The 21718-nt window shown below is 41.0% G+C and carries 20 protein-coding genes; 14 read left to right on the forward strand and 6 right to left on the reverse strand.

The features are described 5' to 3' along the window. Positions 1-191: 191 nt before the first annotated feature. The gene (locus tag JMX91_RS00935) at positions 192-1442 is read right to left on the reverse strand and encodes an acyl-CoA dehydrogenase family protein (RefSeq protein ID WP_227679216.1); all 1251 of its coding nucleotides are present in this window, start codon (positions 1440-1442) and stop codon (positions 192-194) included. A gap of 258 nt (positions 1443-1700) precedes the next feature. Continuing rightward, a complete protein-coding gene (sohB, locus tag JMX91_RS00940) occupies positions 1701-2681 on the reverse strand; it encodes a protease SohB (protein ID WP_201547287.1) in 981 nt (326 codons plus the stop codon). A 374-nt stretch (positions 2682-3055) separates the two neighbouring features. Here sohB and aspS point away from each other — a divergent pair, with 374 nt between their 5' ends. The 4 genes from aspS to JMX91_RS00960 all read left to right on the forward strand — a co-directional run bounded on the left by aspS (position 3056) and on the right by JMX91_RS00960 (position 7886). Further along, complete coding sequence (gene aspS, locus JMX91_RS00945) at positions 3056-4882, forward strand: aspartate--tRNA ligase (RefSeq protein WP_201547462.1); 1827 nt, start codon at positions 3056-3058, stop codon at positions 4880-4882. Between the two features lie 67 nt (positions 4883-4949). Further along, entirely contained in the window at positions 4950-5981 is a 1032-nt protein-coding gene (locus tag JMX91_RS00950; protein WP_201547288.1) for a lysophospholipid acyltransferase family protein, read from the forward strand. 234 nt (positions 5982-6215) lie between these two features. Continuing rightward, on the forward strand, positions 6216-6932 hold the full coding sequence (locus JMX91_RS00955) for a glycosyltransferase (RefSeq protein WP_201547463.1): 717 nt from the start codon (positions 6216-6218) through the stop codon (positions 6930-6932). 96 nt (positions 6933-7028) lie between these two features. Then, positions 7029-7886, forward strand: coding sequence for a hypothetical protein (locus JMX91_RS00960; protein ID WP_201547289.1), 858 nt, complete (start codon positions 7029-7031; stop codon positions 7884-7886). Positions 7887-7955: 69 nt separating this feature from the next. On the opposite strand, the gene JMX91_RS00965 is transcribed toward JMX91_RS00960, so the two are convergent. Continuing rightward, positions 7956-9113, reverse strand: coding sequence for a glycosyltransferase (locus JMX91_RS00965; protein WP_227679196.1), 1158 nt, complete (start codon positions 9111-9113; stop codon positions 7956-7958). 260 nt (positions 9114-9373) lie between these two features. Between JMX91_RS00965 and JMX91_RS00970 the strand changes: the two genes are divergently transcribed. The 6 genes from JMX91_RS00970 (at position 9374) to JMX91_RS00995 (ending at position 14667) form a co-directional block, all read left to right on the forward strand. Next, positions 9374-10390: a capsular polysaccharide biosynthesis protein gene (locus JMX91_RS00970; protein ID WP_201547290.1), complete on the forward strand. Its 1017-nt coding sequence runs from the start codon at positions 9374-9376 to the stop codon at positions 10388-10390. 5 nt (positions 10391-10395) lie between these two features. After that, positions 10396-11160, forward strand: coding sequence for a glycosyltransferase family 25 protein (locus tag JMX91_RS00975; RefSeq protein ID WP_201547291.1), 765 nt, complete (start codon positions 10396-10398; stop codon positions 11158-11160). Between the two features lie 17 nt (positions 11161-11177). Then, complete coding sequence (locus JMX91_RS00980) at positions 11178-11945, forward strand: glycosyltransferase family 25 protein (RefSeq protein WP_201547292.1); 768 nt, start codon at positions 11178-11180, stop codon at positions 11943-11945. 60 nt (positions 11946-12005) lie between these two features. After that, positions 12006-12887: a glycosyltransferase gene (locus JMX91_RS00985; RefSeq protein WP_201547293.1), complete on the forward strand. Its 882-nt coding sequence runs from the start codon at positions 12006-12008 to the stop codon at positions 12885-12887. Next, on the forward strand, positions 12817-13842 hold the full coding sequence (locus JMX91_RS00990) for a capsular polysaccharide synthesis protein (protein ID WP_201547294.1): 1026 nt from the start codon (positions 12817-12819) through the stop codon (positions 13840-13842). The genes JMX91_RS00985 and JMX91_RS00990 overlap by 71 nt, the downstream gene beginning before the upstream one ends. Positions 13843-14034: 192 nt before the next feature. After that, positions 14035-14667: a YrbL family protein gene (locus tag JMX91_RS00995; RefSeq protein ID WP_201547295.1), complete on the forward strand. Its 633-nt coding sequence runs from the start codon at positions 14035-14037 to the stop codon at positions 14665-14667. Positions 14668-14774: 107 nt separating this feature from the next. Here JMX91_RS00995 and JMX91_RS01000 read toward each other — a convergent pair whose 3' ends face one another. Together JMX91_RS01000 and glnE are read right to left on the reverse strand one after the other, a co-directional pair. Next, the gene (locus JMX91_RS01000) at positions 14775-15704 is read right to left on the reverse strand and encodes a branched-chain amino acid transaminase (protein ID WP_201547296.1); all 930 of its coding nucleotides are present in this window, start codon (positions 15702-15704) and stop codon (positions 14775-14777) included. Between the two features lie 363 nt (positions 15705-16067). Further along, positions 16068-18932 carry a bifunctional [glutamate--ammonia ligase]-adenylyl-L-tyrosine phosphorylase/[glutamate--ammonia-ligase] adenylyltransferase gene (gene glnE, locus JMX91_RS01005; RefSeq protein ID WP_201547297.1) on the reverse strand — a complete coding sequence of 955 codons (2865 nt, stop codon included), beginning with the start codon at positions 18930-18932 and terminating at the stop codon, positions 16068-16070. 408 nt (positions 18933-19340) lie between these two features. Between glnE and tusD the strand changes: the two genes are divergently transcribed. The 4 genes from tusD to JMX91_RS01025 all read left to right on the forward strand — a co-directional run bounded on the left by tusD (position 19341) and on the right by JMX91_RS01025 (position 20936). Continuing rightward, on the forward strand, positions 19341-19808 hold the full coding sequence (gene tusD / locus JMX91_RS01010; RefSeq protein ID WP_201547298.1) for a sulfurtransferase complex subunit TusD: 468 nt from the start codon (positions 19341-19343) through the stop codon (positions 19806-19808). A 67-nt stretch (positions 19809-19875) separates the two neighbouring features. Further along, a complete protein-coding gene (locus JMX91_RS01015) occupies positions 19876-20199 on the forward strand; it encodes a hypothetical protein (protein WP_201547299.1) in 324 nt (107 codons plus the stop codon). 54 nt (positions 20200-20253) lie between these two features. Further along, positions 20254-20583 (forward strand): hypothetical protein, encoded by a 330-nt coding sequence (locus tag JMX91_RS01020; RefSeq protein ID WP_201547300.1) that lies wholly within the window; start codon positions 20254-20256, stop codon positions 20581-20583. A gap of 8 nt (positions 20584-20591) precedes the next feature. After that, positions 20592-20936, forward strand: a complete 345-nt coding sequence (locus JMX91_RS01025) for a TusE/DsrC/DsvC family sulfur relay protein (RefSeq protein WP_227679197.1) — start codon at positions 20592-20594, stop codon at positions 20934-20936. Positions 20937-21071: 135 nt separating this feature from the next. Here JMX91_RS01025 and JMX91_RS01030 read toward each other — a convergent pair whose 3' ends face one another. After that, the gene (locus JMX91_RS01030; protein WP_201547302.1) at positions 21072-21632 is read right to left on the reverse strand and encodes a tRNA (cytidine(34)-2'-O)-methyltransferase; all 561 of its coding nucleotides are present in this window, start codon (positions 21630-21632) and stop codon (positions 21072-21074) included. Positions 21633-21718: the final 86 nt, after the last annotated feature.

Here is a 21718-nt window from a genome sequence, read left to right on the forward strand (position 1 = left end):
CAGTTCTCAATTCAATTTATCTCATTCTTCTCGCTATTTTTGAAATGAGGACTCGCTCTAGTGATGAAAAATTCACTACTAAGTTGTTAATAGTGAATTCTTAATTAGCATTTTGATTGGCTTATTCTTGATAGTTGCGTGAGCAAATCAAAACTAACTCACACAACCGTTTGTTAAGATTAAGCTTAAGACTAAGCTTTGTCAGATTTAGCAGAACGACTAAAGCCCTGACGTTTTAGTTCTAGTTTGGCAATCATGGTTTTATGTACTTCATCTGGACCATCTGCCAAACGTAGTACACGTGCTTGCGCGTAGAAATTCGGTAGCAAGGTATCTTGACACACGCCCATACCACCATGAATCTGAATCGCCATATCGACGACTTCTTGTAGCACAGTTGGCGCCACTACTTTAATAGCAGAGATTTCCGTCAATGCGGCTTTAGTGCCTTGAGCATCCATTTTTTGAGCGGCGTACAATGTGAGCAAGCGTGCTTGGTCAATTTTGATACGGGCCTCGCTGATACGCTCAAAGTTACCACCCAATTGTAGTAATGGCTTACCAAAGGCAGTACGCGACATACCACGCTTGACTGCTAATTCAAGAGATTTTTCGGCAGCGCCGATACAGCGCATGCAATGATGAATACGACCTGGCCCTAGACGACCCTGTGCAATCTCAAAGCCCTTACCAGGTCCACCAATGAAGTGACTGACTGGCACACGTACATTTTCAAAGCTAATCTCGCCATGGCCATGCGGTGCATCATAATCACCAAACACTTTAAGCATACGTTTAATGTTCACACCTGGTGTCTTGACTGGCACAAGCACCATCGAATGCTGATGATGACGGTCTGCACTTTCATCCGCGGTATATGCCATCACAATCAAAACATCAACCGCTGGATCGCCAAGACCAGATGACCACCACTTGCTACCATTGATGACAATCTCATCACCATCTACTACGGCTGTTGCTTGCATGTTGGTTGCATCACTTGACGCCACGTCAGGCTCAGTCATACAGAATACAGAGCGTGTCTTACCTTCTAGGATTGGGGTAAGCCACTTGTCTTGCTGCTCTTGAGTACCGTAGCGCCACAATAGCTCCATATTACCGCTATCAGGGGCATTACAGTTAAATACATGAGGTGCTAGCAAACTACGACCAGTCAATTCTGCAATAGGCGCATAATCAGTGACTGACAGTCCTGCACCTAGTGTGTCATCTGGCAGGAATAAATTCCATAATCCTTCTTCACGTGCTTGTTTGCGCAGGTTTTCGTAGGCTTCTGGCCATTCCCAGTTTTCCCAATTACCATCAGGGTTTTTCTTATGACAATCTTCCCAGAATTGGGCTTCGATGGGTTCAATATTCGTTTCAATGAACGCTTTGACTTTGGCATGCATGGCTTGACCATGTTCTGTTGCGGTAAACATTAAATTGTCGTTAGACATAAATGACTTCCTTTTCTTTATTGATTGTCTAAATCAAATGTTGATAAAAAGCTCTACTAGAGCTTTAGTGCACGCACGTATACTGTTTTCCGTGTGCTACATTTATAACACAGCAATTGTCAATAAACAGCAAAAAGGCGCGACCAGCTAGGCCACGCCTTTTACAAAATATAAACAATGTATCTAAAAACTTCTTAGCACTGAAATACCATTATTTAACTATCATAATGATAACTAACATTATTTCAAAATATTTAGGCGGCTGTTCAAATCAAAACGTGCAAGTGCATCAGGTAATTTATCTACAGCCATGCTCAGTGTCGCTTCTGCTGCTTGAGCCAATCCTAACTTTTCTGCTAACGTCGGCTTCTGACGTGAATATAATGCATACACTTCGTTGTCTTCCATACGCTCTAAAATATAACTGTCTGAAGTTTGTAGACTATCAATTAAGTTAAGCTTTAACGCATCTTCGCCATACCAATGCTCACCCGTAGCTACTTTTGCCACGTCAAGTGCTGGACGATAGGTGTTAACGAAATGCTTAAATAGCTCATGCGTCTGCTCTAATTCTTCTTGGTATTTGGCACGGTCTTCGGCATCATTTTCACCAAATACAGTTACCGTACGTTTGTAGTCACCAGCGGTAAACATCTCATAATCGACGTCATGGTTTTTTAACCATTTATGGAAATTTGGCAGCTGTGACACCACACCGATTGAACCAATGATAGCGAATGGTGCGGCTACTACCTTGTCTGCAACGCAGGCCATCATATAGCCGCCGCTCGCCGCCACTTTATCAACACAGACAGTCAGTTTTAGACCAGCATCTTTTATGCGAACCAATTGCGCTGCGGCCAAACCATAACCGTGTACCAAACCGCCGCCTGATTCAAGACGTACGATAACTTCGTCACCTTTATTTGCGGTACTAATTAGAGTACTGATTTCTTCACGCAAATGTTTGACCGCAGTTGCTTTGATATCACCGTCAAAATCGAGCACAAAAACTTGTGCCTTGTCATCAGTATGTTTTTTCTTATTTTTAGTTTTTGCTTTCAATGCTTGCTTGGCTTTTTTGGCCATGACTTTTTTAAACTGTTTGAGGGCAGCTTTGCCTTGGGTGGCTTCCATCAAATCTTCGCGACGCTGCTTTTGAGCATCATTTAAGTGGCGTATTTTAAGCTCGACAGGGTTTTTAGGGGGATGAAATAGCATGGTTACAAATCCTCAAGTCAGTAAATATATTGATATGGCTGTTTTTATTAGCGTGCGGTTGATATGTGCACACTAAGCGGTGTTTTCAAGCATGATGACAATATTTAACCCAATATAAATATCACTGAATAAATACGTCAGATACTTGCAGACTCCCGTTCTTTGATTGAACTCAGCTGGTTGTATAACAAAGGCAGATTAGGCATAATATGCGTTTATATCAAATTTTCTGCAGCCAACGTGATGACCATATGTCTTAATCGCGTTGTTTGTGTGTTTTTTTTGCAAATAGCTTGAAACGCACAGCAATGGCTGCATTATTGTACTTCGAATTGGGCTGATAACTGGATAACCATATTATGACGCAAAGCACTATGACGCATAGCGAATACCGAGACGAGTATTGCGGAGCCGTAACCGAGAGCTTGCTTGAGCAAACCATTAGTATCGTAGGCTGGGTACATCGTCGTCGCGATCACGGTGGCGTGATTTTCTTAGACATGCGTGACCGCGCTGGTATCTTACAGGTCGTGGTCGACCCTGATACCCCAGAAGCTTTCGCAGCAGCTGATGCTGTACGTCCTGAATACGTGCTAAAGATAACTGGCCGTGTACGTCGCCGTTATGAAGGTACTGAAAATAATAATATGACCAGTGGCCAGATTGAGCTATTGGGCAAAGAAATTGAAGTACTGGCTAAATCTGAAACGCCGCCATTCCCATTGAATGACGAAAAAACGACTGTATCTGAAGACCTGCGTCTAAAGTATCGTTATCTTGATATGCGTCGTCCGCAAATGCAAGAGCGTATGGTATTCCGTGCCAAGGCAACGTCAGCGATTCGTCGTTATTTAGACGATCATGGTTTCTTGGATGTTGAGACACCTATCTTGACTCGTGCAACGCCTGAAGGTGCGCGTGATTATCTTGTACCATCACGTACCCGTCCAGGTAACTTCTTTGCCCTGCCGCAGTCACCACAGCTATTTAAGCAATTATTGATGGTGTCAGGTTTTGACCGTTATTATCAAATTGCTAAATGCTTCCGTGATGAAGATTTACGTGCTGATCGTCAGCCTGAATTTACTCAGGTAGATATTGAGACTTCTTTCTTGAACGAAGAAGAAATCATGAACATCAACGAAGGTCTTATCAAGCATTTGTTTAAGACAATGATGGACGTTGAGTTCGAGCAGTTCCCTCGCATGACTTACGCAGAAGCAATGCGTGACTATGCATCAGACAAGCCTGACTTACGTATTCCACTAAAGCTGGTCGACGTTGCAGATTTGATGAAAGACGTTGACTTCAAGGTATTTGCTGGCCCTGCGAACGATCCTAAAGGTCGTGTGGCTGCCCTACGCATTCCTGGTGGCGCATCATTAAGCCGTAAGCAGATTGATGCTTATACCAAGTTTGTTGGTATTTATGGCGCACGCGGTTTGGCTTATATCAAAGTCAATGACGCAAGCCTCATCAACAACGGCGTGGATAAAGAGTCTGGCCTGCAGTCTCCTATCATCAAAAACATGACTGATGACGTGCTTGTGAGCTTGATTGAGCGTACTGCTGCAGAAGATGGCGACATTATCTTCTTTGGTGCGGATAAAGCCAGTGTCGTGAATGATGCGATTGGTGCATTACGTCAAAAAATCGGTCTAGATCTTGAAATGGCGACTTGCGAATGGGCACCACTTTGGGTGACTGACTTCCCAATGTTTGAAGAAACTGACGATGGTCGCTGGACTTCAATGCATCATCCGTTCACTAAACCTAAAGGCTCAGTTGAAGAGTTGAAAAACAACCCAGAATCTGCCCTTTCTATCGCTTATGACATGGTATTGAACGGTACTGAAATTGGTGGTGGTAGCTTACGTATCAATACTTATGATATGCAGCAAGCTGTACTTGAAGCGTTGGGTATTGGTGAGCAAGAAGCTGAAGACAAATTCGGTTTCTTACTTGATGCTCTAAAATTTGGTGCGCCACCGCATGGCGGCCTAGCATTTGGTTTGGATCGTTTGATTATGTTGATGGTAGGCGCAAGCTCTATCCGTGACGTTATCGCCTTCCCAAAAACCAAAACAGCTGATTGCCCATTGACCCAAGCACCTGCTGGCGTTGATAGCAAACAACTACGTGAGCTTGGTATCCGTGTGCGTGAAAAAGCACAAGCTGATACCAGCAAGCCTGCTGAATAAATCGTTTGATGATGCGCGGTTGCTGTCTACAGTGCTTGTTACGTGATTCATTACCATGTGAGTGGTCATGAATCCGTATCATATTTTCAAAGTCGTGCCATTGTCTGTACTGCAGATGCTGGCACGTTTTGTTGCGTGGGTTATCATTAAGATACCCAGTCTAAGTATCATGCGTACCATTCAGATCAATATGGCGCTGATTGCTGATTCTTTATCAGACCAGCAAAAACAAGCGCTGACTAAAGAGATTATCTATCATCAGTGCTTGACCAGTATCGAGTCGATCAAAAGCTGGGCGATGCCTCCTGAGTGGAGTATCGCTCAGATTCGTGATGTCCATAATAAAGACATTTTGTTAGAAGGTCTTGCCAGTCCAAACGGTATGCTGGCCATCGTCCCGCATCTGGGTACGTGGGAGATGATGAACGCGTGGCTCAATCAATTTGGTTCCCCGACTATCATGTATAAGCCAGTTGACGGCAAATTCGCTAATGAGTTTATCCTTCAGGGTCGAGCGCGACTTAATGCCACTTTGGTACCTACTGATGGGAGCGGCGTTAAAGCCGTGTTTAAAACACTCAAGCAAGGTGGTTTTAGTATTGTATTGCCCGACCACGTTCCAGAGCCATCAGGCGGCGTTGTCGTTCCGTTCTTTGGTATCAAAACATTGACCAGTACCCTTGCCTCCAAACTGGCCAGCAAAACCAAATGTGCGCTGGTTGGCTTATCTTGTATTCGCCGTACCGATGGACGCGGCTTTGATATTTACTGCTACAAACTCGATGAACCAGCCTTGTATGACCGCAATGCTGAAGTGGCAACTCATGCTCTCAATCAGGCCATGGAGCGTATGATTACAGATAACTACAGTCATTATATGTGGGGCTATCGACGTTTTAAGCGTATACCAAACTTAGGCAATCCTTATAAAAAAGATAAAGAGACTTTAGCAGCCTTTATCCAATCTCACCATTCTAGCGTTTCTAGTCGTTCTGCTAGCGATATCAACGATAGCGTTAAAAATGACAACGTTAAAAGCGACAATGCTAAAAACGATAGTACTGTTAAAAGCGATAACACTAAGCTCGACAATCATTAGTCATCACCAACCTAGCGTTGCACTATCTAGACGTACCATCAGTTTAGACGTACCATCAGTCACAGCTATGATAATATTGGCTGAACTCTATATCCTTTTACTTTTATTAGTCCTTCATTTATCTGACTATTATCTCAATACGAGTGCATTATGACATCTGACGTAACTAAGACCTCATCTACAGATCCTAAGCAAACCAGTACAAATGCTCCTGAACAGCGTTATATCATCTGTATGAAATGGGGCGACAAATATGGTCCTGAATACGTCAATCGTCTCTACAACATGGTTAGTCGACATCTCACCCTAGATTTTCAAATGGTTTGCTTGACCGATGACAGCACAGGTATTGACCCTGCGATTGCCTGTTATCCGATACCTGACATGGATTTACCAGCAGGTCCTGAACGTGGTTGGAAAAAACTGACTACCTTTAAGCCTGAGCTGTATGATTTAAAAGGTGTGGCCCTATTTTTAGATATTGATATCGTCATTGTCGATAATATCGATGCGTTTTTTACTTATCAAGCTGAGCATGAGGACAGTGTCGTCATCATCCGCGACTGGAAAAAACCTTGGCGCATGATTGGCAACAGCTCTGTTTATCGCTTCAATATTGGCATGAATACCTATCCTGATTTGCTGTCCAATTTTGAGCGAAACTTTGAAACTATTCGCACCCAAGTACGTCACGAGCAGGCCTATCTCTCTAACTATTTGCGTGAGCATCATCACCTAGAGTATTGGGACAAAACATGGTGTGTCAGCTTTAAGTATCAATGTATTGCGCCGATTCCTTTTAACTTTGTACGCACACCTACTCTGCCGGATGATGCAAAAATCGTTATCTTCCATGGTGAGATTAACCCGCCAGATGCAATTGCTGGCAGTGGCGGTAAATGGTATCGACATGTGAAGCCAAGCCCATGGTTAAAAGACCATTGGCAATAGATGCTTAGCAATTAACCATATTTAGACAATTTATAATTAGCATAAAGGCCGTGTATTAAGATATAAGATAGGTGAAATAAACGACTGGAAAATAGTATGGCGCTATATTTGAGATTACCTGCTACCGCTGGGTTCAATATTGATAATGAGCTCATCATTATCAATGCTTTTAATGCCAATGAACCAGCACAAAGCCTGCATGGAAAAGACGTCAATATTATCGCCTCAGGGCCATCTATACAGCAGCTGCCGTTAGCAGAGCTACTAGATACGCCTACTATTTTTGTCAATGGCAGTATCAGCCTGATTGGGCAGCATCAGTTTACCGATATTGTTGGTTACGTCATCAGTGATGCGCGCTTTATCAATCATCAGCCTGAGATTTTACAGCAGTACTATACGGGTCAACCTCTATATGCAACGTTAGCTGTCTTTGAAGCAATGGCAACCACGCACCCTGATATTATGCGAACGTATCATCATGCCATGCGAGTGTTGTATCCCGTAGATAGGCCATGGGGAGTGAAGTCAAACAAGCTATCTTTTAGTAAGCTTATCTTTAAGAAAAAATTACTCAATAAAAAAATGCCGCTATCGTACTTTATCAATAATCCAAACTTTATCATTGATAGCGATCATAAAGCGGCTGACATCGGCGTCTCTCTTAACATTACTCATGGATTTGTGGAAGCAGGAACCGTTGCTTATGTCGCGGCGCAGTTAGCGTTTTCGCGTCAAGCAGCGAGTATTCATCTGTACGGTATTGACCTGCTTAACAGTAAGCAACCACGGTTTTATGAAAATAAAAACAATAGTGCGCCAAGTATGCTCAGCAAAGTCATGAACGAGCGGATTGTCCCTTCGTTTAACTTGCTTGGCAGAATCTATCAATCGCATGGTGTACCCGTCTTCAACCACTCTCCTATCTCTAAATCGCTATTTGACACTTTTTAATTAATGACTCGCAATTAATAATCTCTACTTGATGGCGTTTAATTAAGAACTACTACACGTTATAAACCTTCATTTTTTATCTGAATCTAAAACAGAACCAAAGGCTAAGTACTGTCTTGCAATATGTTCAGGCAGCAACTGCTTGTTTAGTGGCACGATATAATCTGTAAGGTTGTCTATGGCTTGGTCGATAAGCATGGCCAACCCATCAATATCACCTACCGCAATCAAGTTCTGCTCAGGTAATAGCTCTCGTGGACCAAAAGGACAATCCGTACTGATTACTGGCACACCCAGTGCCTGCGCCTCTACGATGACATAACCAAAACCTTCAAACTTAGAAGTAAGCACCATTAGTGCAGCTGACCTAATTAATGGATAAGGGTTGGTCTGAAAGCCTAAAAATTTAATACTATCGCTAATATTTAGTTGGACAGCCAACTGTTTAATCTCTGCTTCAAGCCTACCTTTACCCACTAGTACTAACGGCAGCTTTCGTTCTGTTTTGGCATATGCCTGTAGCAAGTCTCGATGACCTTTCATGCTATCAAAAGAGGCAACATGTATAATGTACTCTTTATCTACTAAGCCGAAATCTTCAAGATGGCTAGACGCTGCTGCTTTGGTATTTATATCAGTAGCATCACAAGGATTGTAGATTGTTGTGGTTTTGGTGATATTTCCTATAAGATCAATCAAATCTTGGCGTGCACCCTTACTTACACAGCTACAAGGATGAGCGCCATAGACCGTTTTCAAATGATTTATAGTCTGTACTGACGACTCTAATAATTGGTTTTGGAACTGCTTTGATAGCGCTGTATGCAGTACATTTACGATATTTGGCAACTGGCTATATGCCATAATCCAGTTTATTTTATAGATATTGGCCAGTATCAAATCTGGCACTCCTATTTGGCTAAGCACGTAAGTATCAATACGTTTAGCAACTGATTCGTAGGCTTGTGCTTGCGTAGATTCTGGGTCGAGATTCTGCTCAGAAAACATCTCATCATATGGCACGATATGATATTGCACACGAGCGTCTAGTAGCATATCTTGCGTCGCTTCCAAGCATAGGATATGAGTACGATAGCCCATATCTGCGTAAGCGCTTGCCAACGTCGTAACCATACGCTCAGCACCACGACCTTCAAGCGCTTTTAAAATAAATAGAATAGTAGGTGGCATCAGTGTCTCAGCTTGATTTTTTAACGGTATAGGCATGATAGGTTAGCCAAATGAATGCAACTATGGTCATAATTATTGCAGCGTTCTGACTTTATATGCTAGTCTCACCTACCGCTGGTGCTCGGCATTTACTTAGTAAAGTACGAGCAGGATTTAACGGTATCTCTATAAAAAATTATGATTAGTCTAACTATCTAAATCGATTAAACCTTGTTAATAATCGCATCAGCAAATATCATAGCTGATCTAATATCGCTACTAAAATAGACGCATATCCGATGAGAACAGGATCAGTTATGAAGCAGCCTAGTGAAAACACATTAGACATCGTCATTGCTTGGGTAGATGGCGCAGACCCTGTACTCAAACGAAAGCGAGGACAGTATAAGCCAACTAAAGAAGTGGCATCTGACGCAATAACTGACACGCGTTTCGCCAGTGACGATGAGATATATTATAATATTGCTTCTATCATCAAATATGTGCCTTTTTGTCGTCATATATATATTGTCACAGATCAACAAAAGCCAGCGTTCGTCGATGAGTTTGCCAAGCAAGGTATTTGCTCAGCAGATAAAATACGTATCATTGATCATAAGGACATATTTTCGGGTTACGAACAGTTTTTACCTACGTTTAATAGCACTTCAATCGAGACGATGGTATGGAATATTAAAGGGCTATCTGATTACTTCATCTATATGAACGATGATTTCTTTTTTAACCAACCGGTAAAAATGGATGAATTTTTGGATGATGAAAAAATTATTATTCATGGCCATTGGCAAAAGAAAATAGTACTTAATACTAAAATGAAATATCGGCAACTCTTAAACAAATTTTTAGAGACTCCTATTCAGCCTAAATATACTACAGCTCAAATGTTAGGCTCTATACCTCTTAAGACTAACCAATTCTTCAAGATACATCATTATCCTCATATTGTTGACAAGAGCATATTAAGCAGCTATTTACTAAGCAACCTTACTTTTCTGGAAAGTCAGATAAAGCATCGTTTTAGAGATATATCTCAATTCGATCCAATTTCTTTGGCTAATCACTTAAGCATACAGAAAAATCAAGCCGTTCTGAAACCTGATTTAAACCTAAACTATCTTAAAAATGAATATAGCGTAGAGAAATTCATAAAAAATTTAGATGATGAATCTATAAAATACGGTTGTATTCAAAGTATGGACTTATTAAGTGAAGGGTTTTCGCAAAAAGTGAATAAAGCAATGATTAAAAAGTTCTATCTATACTTACCCGAATCGTTGTTGAGAGAAGAAACCCAATGTGCTATTAAAAGGTAAATGATATGAAAGTTCTTACTTACTTGATCAACCTAGACGGTAGCGATGAGCGCCTAGAAAGATCGAGACAACAGCTTAATAATATTGGTTGGTCATTTGAACGCATCGCTGCCTATGATGGCCGCGGCAAAGCTTTATCGGAGTTTATAGACTATGATGACAAACGAGCCAGAAGTAATTTAGGTCGTAGTCTTTTAAATTCAGAAATCGGCTGCTATTTAAGCCATTATCAATGTGCACAAAAGTTCCTAGAAACTGATGCTGATATTTTAGTTGTATTAGAAGATGATATGAAGATGATCAGTAGTTTTAAACCTGTTATTGATAAAACACTGACGTATCTACATACTCATCCAGAGTTGGACTGGTATCTGGTTAATATCGCAGCTAAAAAGAAGAAGCTTGCTAAAGACATTGTTACTTTTGATGCACATACTTTATGGCATGCTTATTACTTCCCTATCCGCGGCTTAGGGCTTATTTGGTCACGCAAAGGTGCAGAAGAGTTTATTAAACAAGGTAAGACCATTGATATGCCTGTCGACATTTTCTTCCAAAGATGGCTTAGCCAAAATGGTAAAGGTCTAGGCCTATGGCCTGCACTGATCAGCCCAATGGGATTCGACAGCGATATCTTAGGTACACAAGCGACCCAAAATATACAGCGTAAAGAAAAAGAAGGTAGAGACTCATCTTATAGTTTGAAAAAACAGAAAAGAATGTTGCAAGATAAAGCCATAGCCATTAAAAACTTAATCATTACCAAATAATGTAGGACCACCCTATTATGAGAAAGTTTGTCATTAGCTTAGCCTCTGCAACCGACCGCAGAAAGCATATTGAATCAGAATTTGGTAAACATAACGTAAACTATGAATTTTTTGATGCTTTAACACCGGATGTTGCGAAACCTTATGCTGAACGTTTATCTTTAGACTTAGCATCTGCCAGTTTAACCTTAGGTGAAATAGCATGTATGATGAGTCACGTAGCAATTTGGGAAAAAATCATCAAAGAGAATTTAGCATACGCCACTATTTTTGAAGATGATATTTATTTAGGTGACGATGCTGAGACGTTACTCAATTGCGACAAGTGGATTAAACTTGACTGGCAGATCGTTAAAATTGAAGCTTTTGCCAAAAAAACCTATTTATCAAAAGATACACATGCTGTCCTAGATGGTAAGCGCTATGTAACTGAATTAAAAGGTAAAAATTTAGGTACAGCAGGCTATATACTATCTCTGCAAGGTGCCAGAGTATATCTAGACTATATCAAAAATAATAACTTACTACCTCTAGATAGTTTGATGTTTGATAATTTTGTTATTAATGGCTCTGAGCCAGTGCAACAGTTAGTACCTGCGTTATGTATCCAAGAAATGCTTTTACACAAGAATAACCCTTCTCTACCTAGTGCACTACTGACAGATCGTAAAGATCGAATGAAACTAGAAAAGCAAAAAGGATTCGCTAAAGTACACAAAGAAGCTAGAAGATTAGTGACACAAGCTAAAAAAGCCCTTTTCGCGAAAGAAGTGCCTTTTAAATAATTTTTTCGATATCGACTATAAATCATAGACAATAATTTCATTACGACGATCGAGTTTGCTATGCCACCAACTATTTCTACAATAGATAATCACCCTCAACCATCTGTTGCCATTCTATATATTGCAACTGGTCGGTACACTGTGTTTTGGGATTACTTCTATAAATCTGCTGAAAAATATTTACTACCGAATTGTGATAAACATTACGTTTTGTTCACAGATAATATAGAGTTATTGAATAAGCAGTCTGAGTATCTTAATGTTTCTATGATAAAACAGGAAGCCTTGCAATGGCCTTATATAGCATTAATGAGATATCAAATATTTTTAAATGCTCGTCAGTTTATTAGTTCTTTTGACTTTTCATTTTACTTTAATGGCAATACAGAATTTTTAGATACAATATTTCAAGAAGATTTACTACCATTAAAAGATCATGAAAAACTGACTCTTTATCTACAGCCACATGTATTTCATCGTCATAGAAGAAAGTATCCTTATGACCGTAACCCTCAATCCCAAGCATATATCCCCTATAATCAAGGAAGGCATTATTTTGCTGGTGGTATTCTAGGCGGTAAAACAAATGCGTTTTTAGAGCTATGTGAGTTATTGAATGCACAAACAGAAACAGATCTGAAAAATAATATTATCGCTTTATGGCATGATGAGAGCTATTTAAATAAGTTTGCTCTGGGACGCGCAGATATTAAAATACTACCCCCGTACTTCACACGTGGTGAGCGTGAATACTGGAAGAAAACCTCTAAGTTAATGTTCTCTGATAAGTCCCATTATCGTTTTGGCGGGCACTCATATCTCAGAGGTGAGACTAATAATAAGATTACTCAAGCTGAATGGAAAAAGAATAATGGCAGACGTAAAAGAAAACTCAAAACTCGATTCAGACAATATATCGCCTCGCTTTTTTTCAGACAGTAAAGCGTATACAAGGTTAAAAAGAAAAAAGAAAAAACCCTATCGCTATCTTTATAACGTAGTCACACCTAGAAGCAAGCGCAAAACTTTTGAAAAGAAAGCTGACTTCGAACAGCAAAACCAAGTTGCAAAGTGCTGGGCACAATTTATTGAGCTATATAACCATGGCAAGTTAATGACTTTTTCATTGCAGCCAAAAAAAGAATTTAAGAACGAAAAAATCATTTGGCAATACTGGGGGCAAGGTATTACTGAAAACCGTCTTCCTGAATCAGTTAAATTATACTTTAAGTCAGTAGACAAACATGCTGCTGACTATAAAATCATCCGTCTAGATGACAGCAATATCTACGACTATCTAGATTTACCTGATTTTATTTGGGATAAAAAAACGTCTCCAGGTTTCAGACCAGCCTTCTTTGCTGATTTAGTGCGTCTTGCCTTGCTCGATGTTTATGGCGGTATTTGGTTAGATGCAACGATTTACCTCTCTGCACCTCTACCTGCCGTGCTGAAAAATAGTGGTTTCTTTATGTATCAACGTGCCGAAGATGCACGAGATAAAGAACAATGGAAAAAATTTAACAAGAGCTATTTTTCTTGGGAAAGTGACCATAAAATTAATGTGTTAAATAGCGTTATCTTTGCTCGAAAAAATGATCCGGTTATTCATACCTGTTTAGACTTAATTTTAAATTTTTGGAAAACACAAGAATATATCCCTCATTATTTTTTCTTCCAGATTTTATTTGATACGCTTATAAAAGGCGAGCTTGCAGGATATCAATGCCCTATCATTGATGATACTAAACCTCATTTATTGGTTGCGTCACTAGACAAACCTTACAATGAAACTGAATATCAAAATATTATCTCGCAAGCCAGTATACATAAAATGTCTTATGTGAAAGACATAAAGCCTAACTCGTATTATGAGTATCTATTGAAGAATACTTGATATTACTAGCTTAGAACACGACCTAAATAATAATATTTGTTGGTTAATCATTTATTAGTACTATTTTTGAGCTAACAAATAACTTCTACCAACGTTATAACTGAAAGTCTAATATGTCATGATTAAACATCATATTTTATTATTTCGTAAATATTCAAATTTCAGATACTGCAGTATAGGAAAAACATAACCATGCTCTTAACCAAAAACCTCAAATTACTAGGCCAAGGTACTCAGAAAATTGTATTTGAGCATCCAGTATATTCAGACAAAATAATAAAAATTATGAATCCGAAACATGCTACTGCTGATGGTGCAAGGGCTAAGCAACATTATTTACGTGCACATCGCTCTCAAGGAATTTACAAACAGTTTCGTAGAGAGTTATTACAGTACTTGCAATTATGTAAAAATAGCTATGCTAAGCTTACTTATACTTTTCCTATCGAAACAGTTTACGGTATGATTGGAACAGACCAAGGGCTAGCACTAGTTACTGAAAAGATAACCTCTCCTAATGGCTCAGTTGTGTCTGTGTATGATTTAGACGAAGATAATAGCTTTGATAAAAGTCATGCAGATGCCTTAGATAAATTTTTTAATGAATGCTGTAACTTACACGTTGTATTTGGTGAAGTAAATATTGCAGGTATCATGTATACAGAACAAAGACACGGTATTCCTGAATTTGTACTAGTTGATGGTATTGGTGATAAGCTGTTGATTCCATTCAGATCTATGAGCAAAACAATCAATAGCCGTAATGTTAGAAAAGTCGAAGCAAAAATAAAGTCTAAAATTAAATATTATAATATCGGACAGTGATATAAAAACAACGATTTATGGGCATGTTGATTTCTCTTTCAGAAAAAGAAAGCCAACACTATTAAATAGTGTTGGCTTTCTTTTTTAGCACTTCTTTAGATATTATATTAATCAATAAAGCTTAACCAATCCATATACTGCTCATTACGACCATGAACCACATCAAAGTATAGGGTCTGTAGTTTTTCAGTCAACTCACCGCGGCCACCATTACCGATGATACGATCATCATATTCACGAATAGGCGTCACTTCAGCAGCAGTACCTGTCATAAATATCTCGTCAGCTAAGTAAAACTCATCACGAGTGATACGGCGTTCGATGACATTGATACCTAGGTCAGCTGCGAACTGCAAGATAGTACGACGAGTAATACCGTCTAATGCACCACCTGATAGGTCTGGCGTATGTAGCTCACCATTTTTTACCAAGAATAAGTTCTCGCCTGCGCCCTGACATACAAACCCTTGTGGATCCATCAAGATAGCTTCGTCATAGCCATTACGCGTCACTTCTTGGTTAGCCATGATAGATACAGGATAGTTACTAGAGGCTTTAGCCTTACACATAGTCACGTTTGGCATGTGATGCGTATAAGATGACGTTTTTACGCGGATACCATTTTTGATGCCTTCTTCACCAAGATAAGCACCCCAATGCCAAGCAGCAACCATTGCATTGATGCTGTTATCACGTGAAGACAGGCCAAGTTTTTCTGCACCTACCCAGATAAGCGGACGAATGTAAGCTTCTGCCAAGTTGTTTTGCTTGACCACATCCTTATGTGCTTGCTCTAAAGTGGCAGCATCAAAAGGTACGTCCATTTGGAAGATTTTAGCTGAGCCAAGGAGACGCTCGGTGTGTTCCTTTAGGCGGAAAATAGCGGTACGATTATCCGCGGTTTGGTAAGCGCGTACGCCTTCAAACACAGCCATACCGTAATGCAAGCTATGTGTAAGCACATGAACTTTAGCATCTGGCTGTTCGATCATCGTGCCATTCATCCAAAGCTTACCATCTTGTGTTGCCATATTCATTTTATTGTCCTTATGCTAGCACTGACGTCTAACTTTTTTTAGGTAGGTTTTATTTAACAGTATTGATCAACATCGTATGATAACACCGCAGCGTCAATTTTTATTGCCTAAACGACAGCTTCATTATGACAAACGACTAACAGTGCTATGATGATGTGTGACCGATTATATCACTGGCCGTCTTGGCAAATGAAATCTTTTGGTTTGGCACTATATGGTTTTTAATTATATCGTTCCTAGCTACCAATTCTATCCATAGTTTTTGTTCATAGCTTTTATTGATAGCTTTTATTCATAGTAACGCATTACAGTTTAAGCGTCTCTTGGACTATCGGCAAGGCCTTAATCATACAAGTTTCGATATTACTCGTCATCTGTCTCCACGCCCATGAGATGCTGCCATTGTGACTGTACTAACGCTCGCGTCTCCTGCCACAATGACTCATCAACGAGCAAAGACTGCTCTGATAGTGCCAATTGATGAGTAGCAGCACGTATTCTTAGATAGGCATCAGTCAAATCCTGACAGACTTGGTCATCCCAAATACCAAGCAAAGCAACTTCTGCAAAAATTCGCACATTATCGCTCCATTTGGTCAAACTCGGATATTCATGTGAGTAAGCCAATACGGCAAATTGTGCTAAGAACTCAATGTCTACAATGCCGCCTGCATCTTGTTTAAGATGAAACTTGCCCGCTTCCTGCTGCCATTGACTCGTGCCTAGATGCTTTTGCATTTTGATACGCATGCTGGTGACTTCGCTACGTACTTGATCCAGTGTTCGTGGCAATGACAATACGTCGCGACGAATATCACAAAAACGTGCAGTAACTCGTCTGTCTCCGCAAATCGCACGAGCACGTACCAGCGCTTGATGTTCCCATGACCATGCTTTATCCATCTGATAGGTTTCAAACGCATGACAAGATACTACCATCATGCCAGCATTTCCTGAGGGTCGCAGGCGCATATCAATCTCATAGGCACGGCCATCACGGGTTTGAGTATTGAGATAATTCATCAGCTTTTGTACAAGACGCGCGGCAAACTTCATACCACTGACTGATTTTTCACCAGTGGTCATACCTTGCTCTTTTATCTTGTGTAAGAATACCAAGTCTAAATCTGAAGAATACGATAACTCTAAGCCACCAAGCTTGCCATAGCCAATAATCGCAAAGCCGCAGTCCGCTTCAGTGACCGGGTCGCCATCTTGGCCAATAGGATACCCATAACGATTAACAATCTCTGCAAAAGCGCGCTCCAATGCTGCTTCTAGTACGACCTCAGCGATATAAGTCAATGAATCCGATACCTTCATAATCGGGCGTTCCGCCAATACATCGCTAGCAGCAACAGCCAACACTTGATTCTTTTTAAACAGACGTAGGACGCTTAACAGCTCTTCTTCATCGTTAGGCTCGACGCGTAGCAACTGTTGGCGCAAGATATCACGCAGCTCACGCTTATCTGGCAGATGACGATAACGCTGCTGCAAAAATGTATCCAATAGTACAGGATACTGAGCCAACTCTTTTGCGATCCACGGGCTGGCAGATAGCATTGGAATCAGCTCAATCGTTGCATTGGGGTTTTCAGCAATCATGACCAAATAGATAGAACGGCGGCAAATCGCTTCAAGCAGTGAGATCAATCTTGGTAAAGCAGTATTGGCAAGTTGCTGCTGCTCTTGATGGGCTAACAACGCATGGACAATGACAGGATACGCATCGTCTAAACGCTCTCTGGCCTCATCACTTAAGTTAGCGACCATTTTTGATTGCCAAAAATTCTGTAGTAACTCACGATTTTCTTCTATCAGCACTTCATTTAAACGAGCAATTTGCTCATCTAAGTGCTCTGGTTCTAGGTCGGTGTCTTCGTTATCAGGTATTTGACGTTCAGTGACCATACGCTCAAACGGCGCATTGACACTGTCGCGATGACGATTAAGCTGATCTAATAACGCATGCCAGTTTTCAAAATTCAGCGTCACTGCTAGATTATGCTGCCACTGCTCATCATGTGGTAAGCGCTGGGTCTGCTGATCATTAATTGCTTGAATAGCATGCTCAAGCCGGCGCAAAAACCGATATGCTGCCTGTAGCTGCTCATAAGTTGAATGCTCCAGATAGCCAAGCTCACATAATACTTGCATCGCTTGCAAGCAAGGTTTGATTTGCAGCTGTGGATGCCGGCCACCATAGATAAGCTGAAAGGCCTGTACGATAAACTCGATATCTCTAATGCCGCCCGCACCAAGCTTGATATTATCCAAGTCTTCACGCTGTGCAACTTGGTTTTGAATAAGAGACTTCATTTCTCTCAATGCTGAAAACGCACTGTAGTCCACATAATAACGAAAGACAAATGGCTTAATCAGCGCTTGTATTTCTTCATAAAACGGCTGGTCTATCTGTCCGACCACACGTGCTTTTAACCAAGCAAAACGCTCCCATGCACGTCCATGCATCGTAAAGTACTTTTGTAATGCGGACAGATGAATGGCTAAATCACTTCCATCACCCCATGGACGTAAGCGCATATCTACTCGAAAGACAAAACCGTCAGCGGTCTTGTTATCAAGCAGTTTAATAACGCCTTGACCCAATCGAGTCATAAAGCGTTTGTTATCTATGCTACGTGTGCCTTTTGCTTTACTGCCATTGGTCTCGCCGCGCGCTTGATGCACAAAGATTAGATCAATATCACTCGATAAATTCAGCTCTTGCGCACCAAGCTTACCCATGGCCATGATTGCCATATCATCAATCTGTACATTGCCTTGTTCATTGATAAAGGTCGGCTCACCATATTTAGCAACCAAGTGCTGATAAGTATAATCCTTAGCAAAAGAGATACAGCCATCTGCAAATTCAGACAACTCATCGGTCAGTTGCTCCAGACTGATCGTTTGCAAGGCATCTTGCCAAATCCAGCGCATCATTAGTAGCGTGCGCAAGTGACGCAGACCACTCATGACCTTGATTTCATCAGCGAGTTGATAGTTCTCATCTAGCGTATAATCTTGTATCAGATCATCGATTTGCTGGCGGGTCAGCGTACTATTCAATGGATAGCTACGCAAAAACGTCTGACATGAAACGGTCCGACTTTCCCAAATTTGATAAGCGAACTCGCTCGCTGTCTGCAGGACTTGCAGTTGTTCTACGGTAGGCTGATAATCTGTACCATTGTTCACACGTGAGGGCATAGCAGGTAACATAGTGACAAAAACTCCTTACATAGAATGGTAAGACTACGTGAACCTAGCTCATAAGTTTATTGTTTTTTCTTACGAGGCAGTCACAGCATCAAATAATAGTACTCAGTGTGCCTACACTTGAGATAAAACCACGTTAAATAACAGTGACTCTATTTGGTTTGCGGCGCTTTATGTTAGCATAAACATCTTTGATAGAGACGACGCACCTCTCTTTTATGACATAACGCTATTTGACGTGACAGTATGATCCGCTATATGTCGCATTATCAGTATAAATTCTGTTTTCTGTCACGCAAATTTGCACACAAGCACTATAATAATAACGACCAAATGACTTTATACAAAGCATTTATAGCAACTCGGCCATAATTTCTAAACTCTTATTTATAATATGTGATACTGCGCCTTATGACGACCACTCCCCCGTTACTACTGATTACTGCTGACCCTAGTCACCCACTGGCACACTTGGCATTACGCTATGCACGCGCTTACCTAAATGGCGCAGCGAATAGTCATGATATTGATAACAATGACACTAATAGTACAGGTACAGGCAGCAGCGATAATGCTGCCTCTGAACAACCTCTGCTCAATGTCTTCTTTTATGGCGACTCGGCTCACATAGCCAATCGCTTGCGTTGGCAGTCAGCCGATCAATTAGACTTGACCAAAGAATGGCAGTCATTGGCTGAGCAGTATCAATTACCTCTGCCTGTCTGTGTCAGTACAGCCCTTAGCCGCGGTGTGAGTGATGTAGACAACAGCTCACGCCATCAGCTTGACGGTGCCAATCTTGCGACAGGGTTTACCTTAGTGGGACTTAGTGAGCTTGCCATGATGATGCAAGATGACAGTCGTTTGATACAGTTTTGATAGTGTGTCGTTTGATAACTTGTCTATTGAGATCACTGGTAGCGGTAACTATTTTTAGGAATACATAATGAGATTATTAATTCAGCTGCACACGCCCACTGAAGCAGCAAGCTACGAAGGTTGTGCGCTTGCGCTAACTCTAGCGACATTTGGTCATGAGGTGCAATTGTTCTTAGATGCGCCGGTCTTTGGCTTATTGATGCAATCTGACTCGCGGCTACATGGCATGATTCAGTCACTTGAGCTTTACGATATGCCCGCAGCTTGGCTACCTGATGATGTCTTTAGTGGCTGGGTCACTGGTATCTTGCCGACAGATCTGGCATTACAGCTCACAGTTGTGCCAGAGGTCATCAACTCACAAGACTTTGAGCAGATACTTACCTTTTAAATCACTATATTACTTAAATTTATAAAACAATAAAGCACGTAATCGGACACCTTTATGGCAACTTTATATCAATTGCATAGCACGATGGATACCCTTAGACGCAGTACTGAAGAAATGTCTCGCACTTGGCGCACGGGTGACAGCATTCTCTTGCTCGGCAGCACTCCTGCTTTTATCGATTGGCTCAATGCTTATTTAAATGATAGCGATATAGATGGTATTGCTGGTATTTACGCATTGGCAGATGACATCGCACAGCTAACAGAAAATACAACTGGCAAGCTTAATTTAGAGACTAAGTTGACTGCTATTTTAACCGACGCAGAATGGGTGAATCTGACTCAGAGCAGTCAGTTTGATAAAGTGGTGACGATTGCCTTATGAGTAATGATATGACCACTCACAACGCTACATTATCGGCGGCTGATATCGAATTAGATCAAGACGGCCATCTGTGTGACCATACGATTTGGACACCTGCTATCGCGCAGCAATTGGCAGACACACTAGAGGTCAATCTGAGCGACGAGCATTTAGAAGTTTTGCAACAAGTGCGCGCGTTTTTTAACAAATTTAATCACGCGCCAGCAACCCGTCCATTAATCAAATGGCTACAAAAGACTTTGCCAGAGCTCGATATTAGCAATCAAAAGCTACAGCAATTGTTTAATACAGGTTTGGTTGCGCGTCATGTCAATCGCTTAGCAGGACTACCCAAACCACCAAACTGTTTATAAGTACTTTATAGACGATAAGATACAATCGATGGCGCACTAGAAAATTATCATATGTGCATGAGCAGTATCTAATATTTTACTGCTCATTGAGTACGCAAATACTTTTAAGTCTATAGTTATTGCTTTGTAGAATCACTATTTTGGGTCGTAGACTGTCAATGTCTCATAACCGACACTACGACCCTCATCGCCTGTAAATCCTTGCTGTCGCCATATTTCGTACAAACAAATGGCTACGCTATTTGATAAGTTTAAACTACGCGAGTCAGCTAGCATAGGCAGTCTTAGCCAGTTATCAGCACCGATATCTTCGCGTATATCATCTGCCAGACCTGCTGTCTCAGAACCAAAGACTAGCGCAATATTGGGCATAGCAGCCTTATCAGATGCTTCAGAGTCCGAGTGCTTACCAAAATCATAATCATAAAACGGTTTGCTTAGCTTGGTTGTCAATGCGGTAACGACATGGCAATCAGCGGCTTGTAGAGCTTGTCTCGCAGCTGTCCAATCGTCATGCACTTGCAAATGAGCATATTCATGGTAATCGAGACCTGCGCGGCGTAGCTTTTTATCATCAAGCTCAAACCCTAACGGTCTCACTAAATGCAGCTGTGCTCCACTATTGGCACACAGTCTAATAATATTGCCAGTGTTGCTCGGCATTTTTGGTGCTACTAGCACGATATGGATGGTCATTCTTACTCCACAAATATTCAGCGCTCTATTATTTAAATTTATGAGCGGTAGGTAATCGAAAGTTACAGTTTACTGCCAATAATTAC

Origin of the sequence: Psychrobacter sp. Pi2-1, assembly GCF_904846645.1 — a bacterium.
Classification (GTDB): Bacteria; Pseudomonadota; Gammaproteobacteria; order Pseudomonadales; family Moraxellaceae; genus Psychrobacter.

Bases quoted from the DNA above. Each gene is read 5' to 3' on its own strand.
- JMX91_RS00935 (WP_227679216.1), bottom strand. From the start codon at position 1,442: ATGTTTACCGCAACAGAACATGGTCAAGCCATGCATGCCAAAGTCAAA.
- sohB (WP_201547287.1), bottom strand. From the start codon at position 2,681: ATGCTATTTCATCCCCCTAAAAACCCTGTCGAGCTTAAAATACGCCAC.
- aspS (WP_201547462.1), top strand. From the start codon at position 3,056: ATGACGCATAGCGAATACCGAGACGAGTATTGCGGAGCCGTAACCGAG.
- JMX91_RS00950 (WP_201547288.1), top strand. From the start codon at position 4,950: ATGAATCCGTATCATATTTTCAAAGTCGTGCCATTGTCTGTACTGCAG.
- JMX91_RS00955 (WP_201547463.1), top strand. From the start codon at position 6,216: ATGAAATGGGGCGACAAATATGGTCCTGAATACGTCAATCGTCTCTAC.
- JMX91_RS00960 (WP_201547289.1), top strand. From the start codon at position 7,029: ATGGCGCTATATTTGAGATTACCTGCTACCGCTGGGTTCAATATTGAT.
- JMX91_RS00965 (WP_227679196.1), bottom strand. From the start codon at position 9,113: ATGCCTATACCGTTAAAAAATCAAGCTGAGACACTGATGCCACCTACT.
- JMX91_RS00970 (WP_201547290.1), top strand. From the start codon at position 9,374: ATGAAGCAGCCTAGTGAAAACACATTAGACATCGTCATTGCTTGGGTA.
- JMX91_RS00975 (WP_201547291.1), top strand. From the start codon at position 10,396: ATGAAAGTTCTTACTTACTTGATCAACCTAGACGGTAGCGATGAGCGC.
- JMX91_RS00980 (WP_201547292.1), top strand. From the start codon at position 11,178: ATGAGAAAGTTTGTCATTAGCTTAGCCTCTGCAACCGACCGCAGAAAG.
- JMX91_RS00985 (WP_201547293.1), top strand. From the start codon at position 12,006: ATGCCACCAACTATTTCTACAATAGATAATCACCCTCAACCATCTGTT.
- JMX91_RS00990 (WP_201547294.1), top strand. From the start codon at position 12,817: ATGGCAGACGTAAAAGAAAACTCAAAACTCGATTCAGACAATATATCG.
- JMX91_RS00995 (WP_201547295.1), top strand. From the start codon at position 14,035: ATGCTCTTAACCAAAAACCTCAAATTACTAGGCCAAGGTACTCAGAAA.
- JMX91_RS01000 (WP_201547296.1), bottom strand. From the start codon at position 15,704: ATGAATATGGCAACACAAGATGGTAAGCTTTGGATGAATGGCACGATG.
- glnE (WP_201547297.1), bottom strand. From the start codon at position 18,932: ATGTTACCTGCTATGCCCTCACGTGTGAACAATGGTACAGATTATCAG.
- tusD (WP_201547298.1), top strand. From the start codon at position 19,341: ATGACGACCACTCCCCCGTTACTACTGATTACTGCTGACCCTAGTCAC.
- JMX91_RS01015 (WP_201547299.1), top strand. From the start codon at position 19,876: ATGAGATTATTAATTCAGCTGCACACGCCCACTGAAGCAGCAAGCTAC.
- JMX91_RS01020 (WP_201547300.1), top strand. From the start codon at position 20,254: ATGGCAACTTTATATCAATTGCATAGCACGATGGATACCCTTAGACGC.
- JMX91_RS01025 (WP_227679197.1), top strand. From the start codon at position 20,592: ATGACCACTCACAACGCTACATTATCGGCGGCTGATATCGAATTAGAT.
- JMX91_RS01030 (WP_201547302.1), bottom strand. From the start codon at position 21,632: ATGACCATCCATATCGTGCTAGTAGCACCAAAAATGCCGAGCAACACT.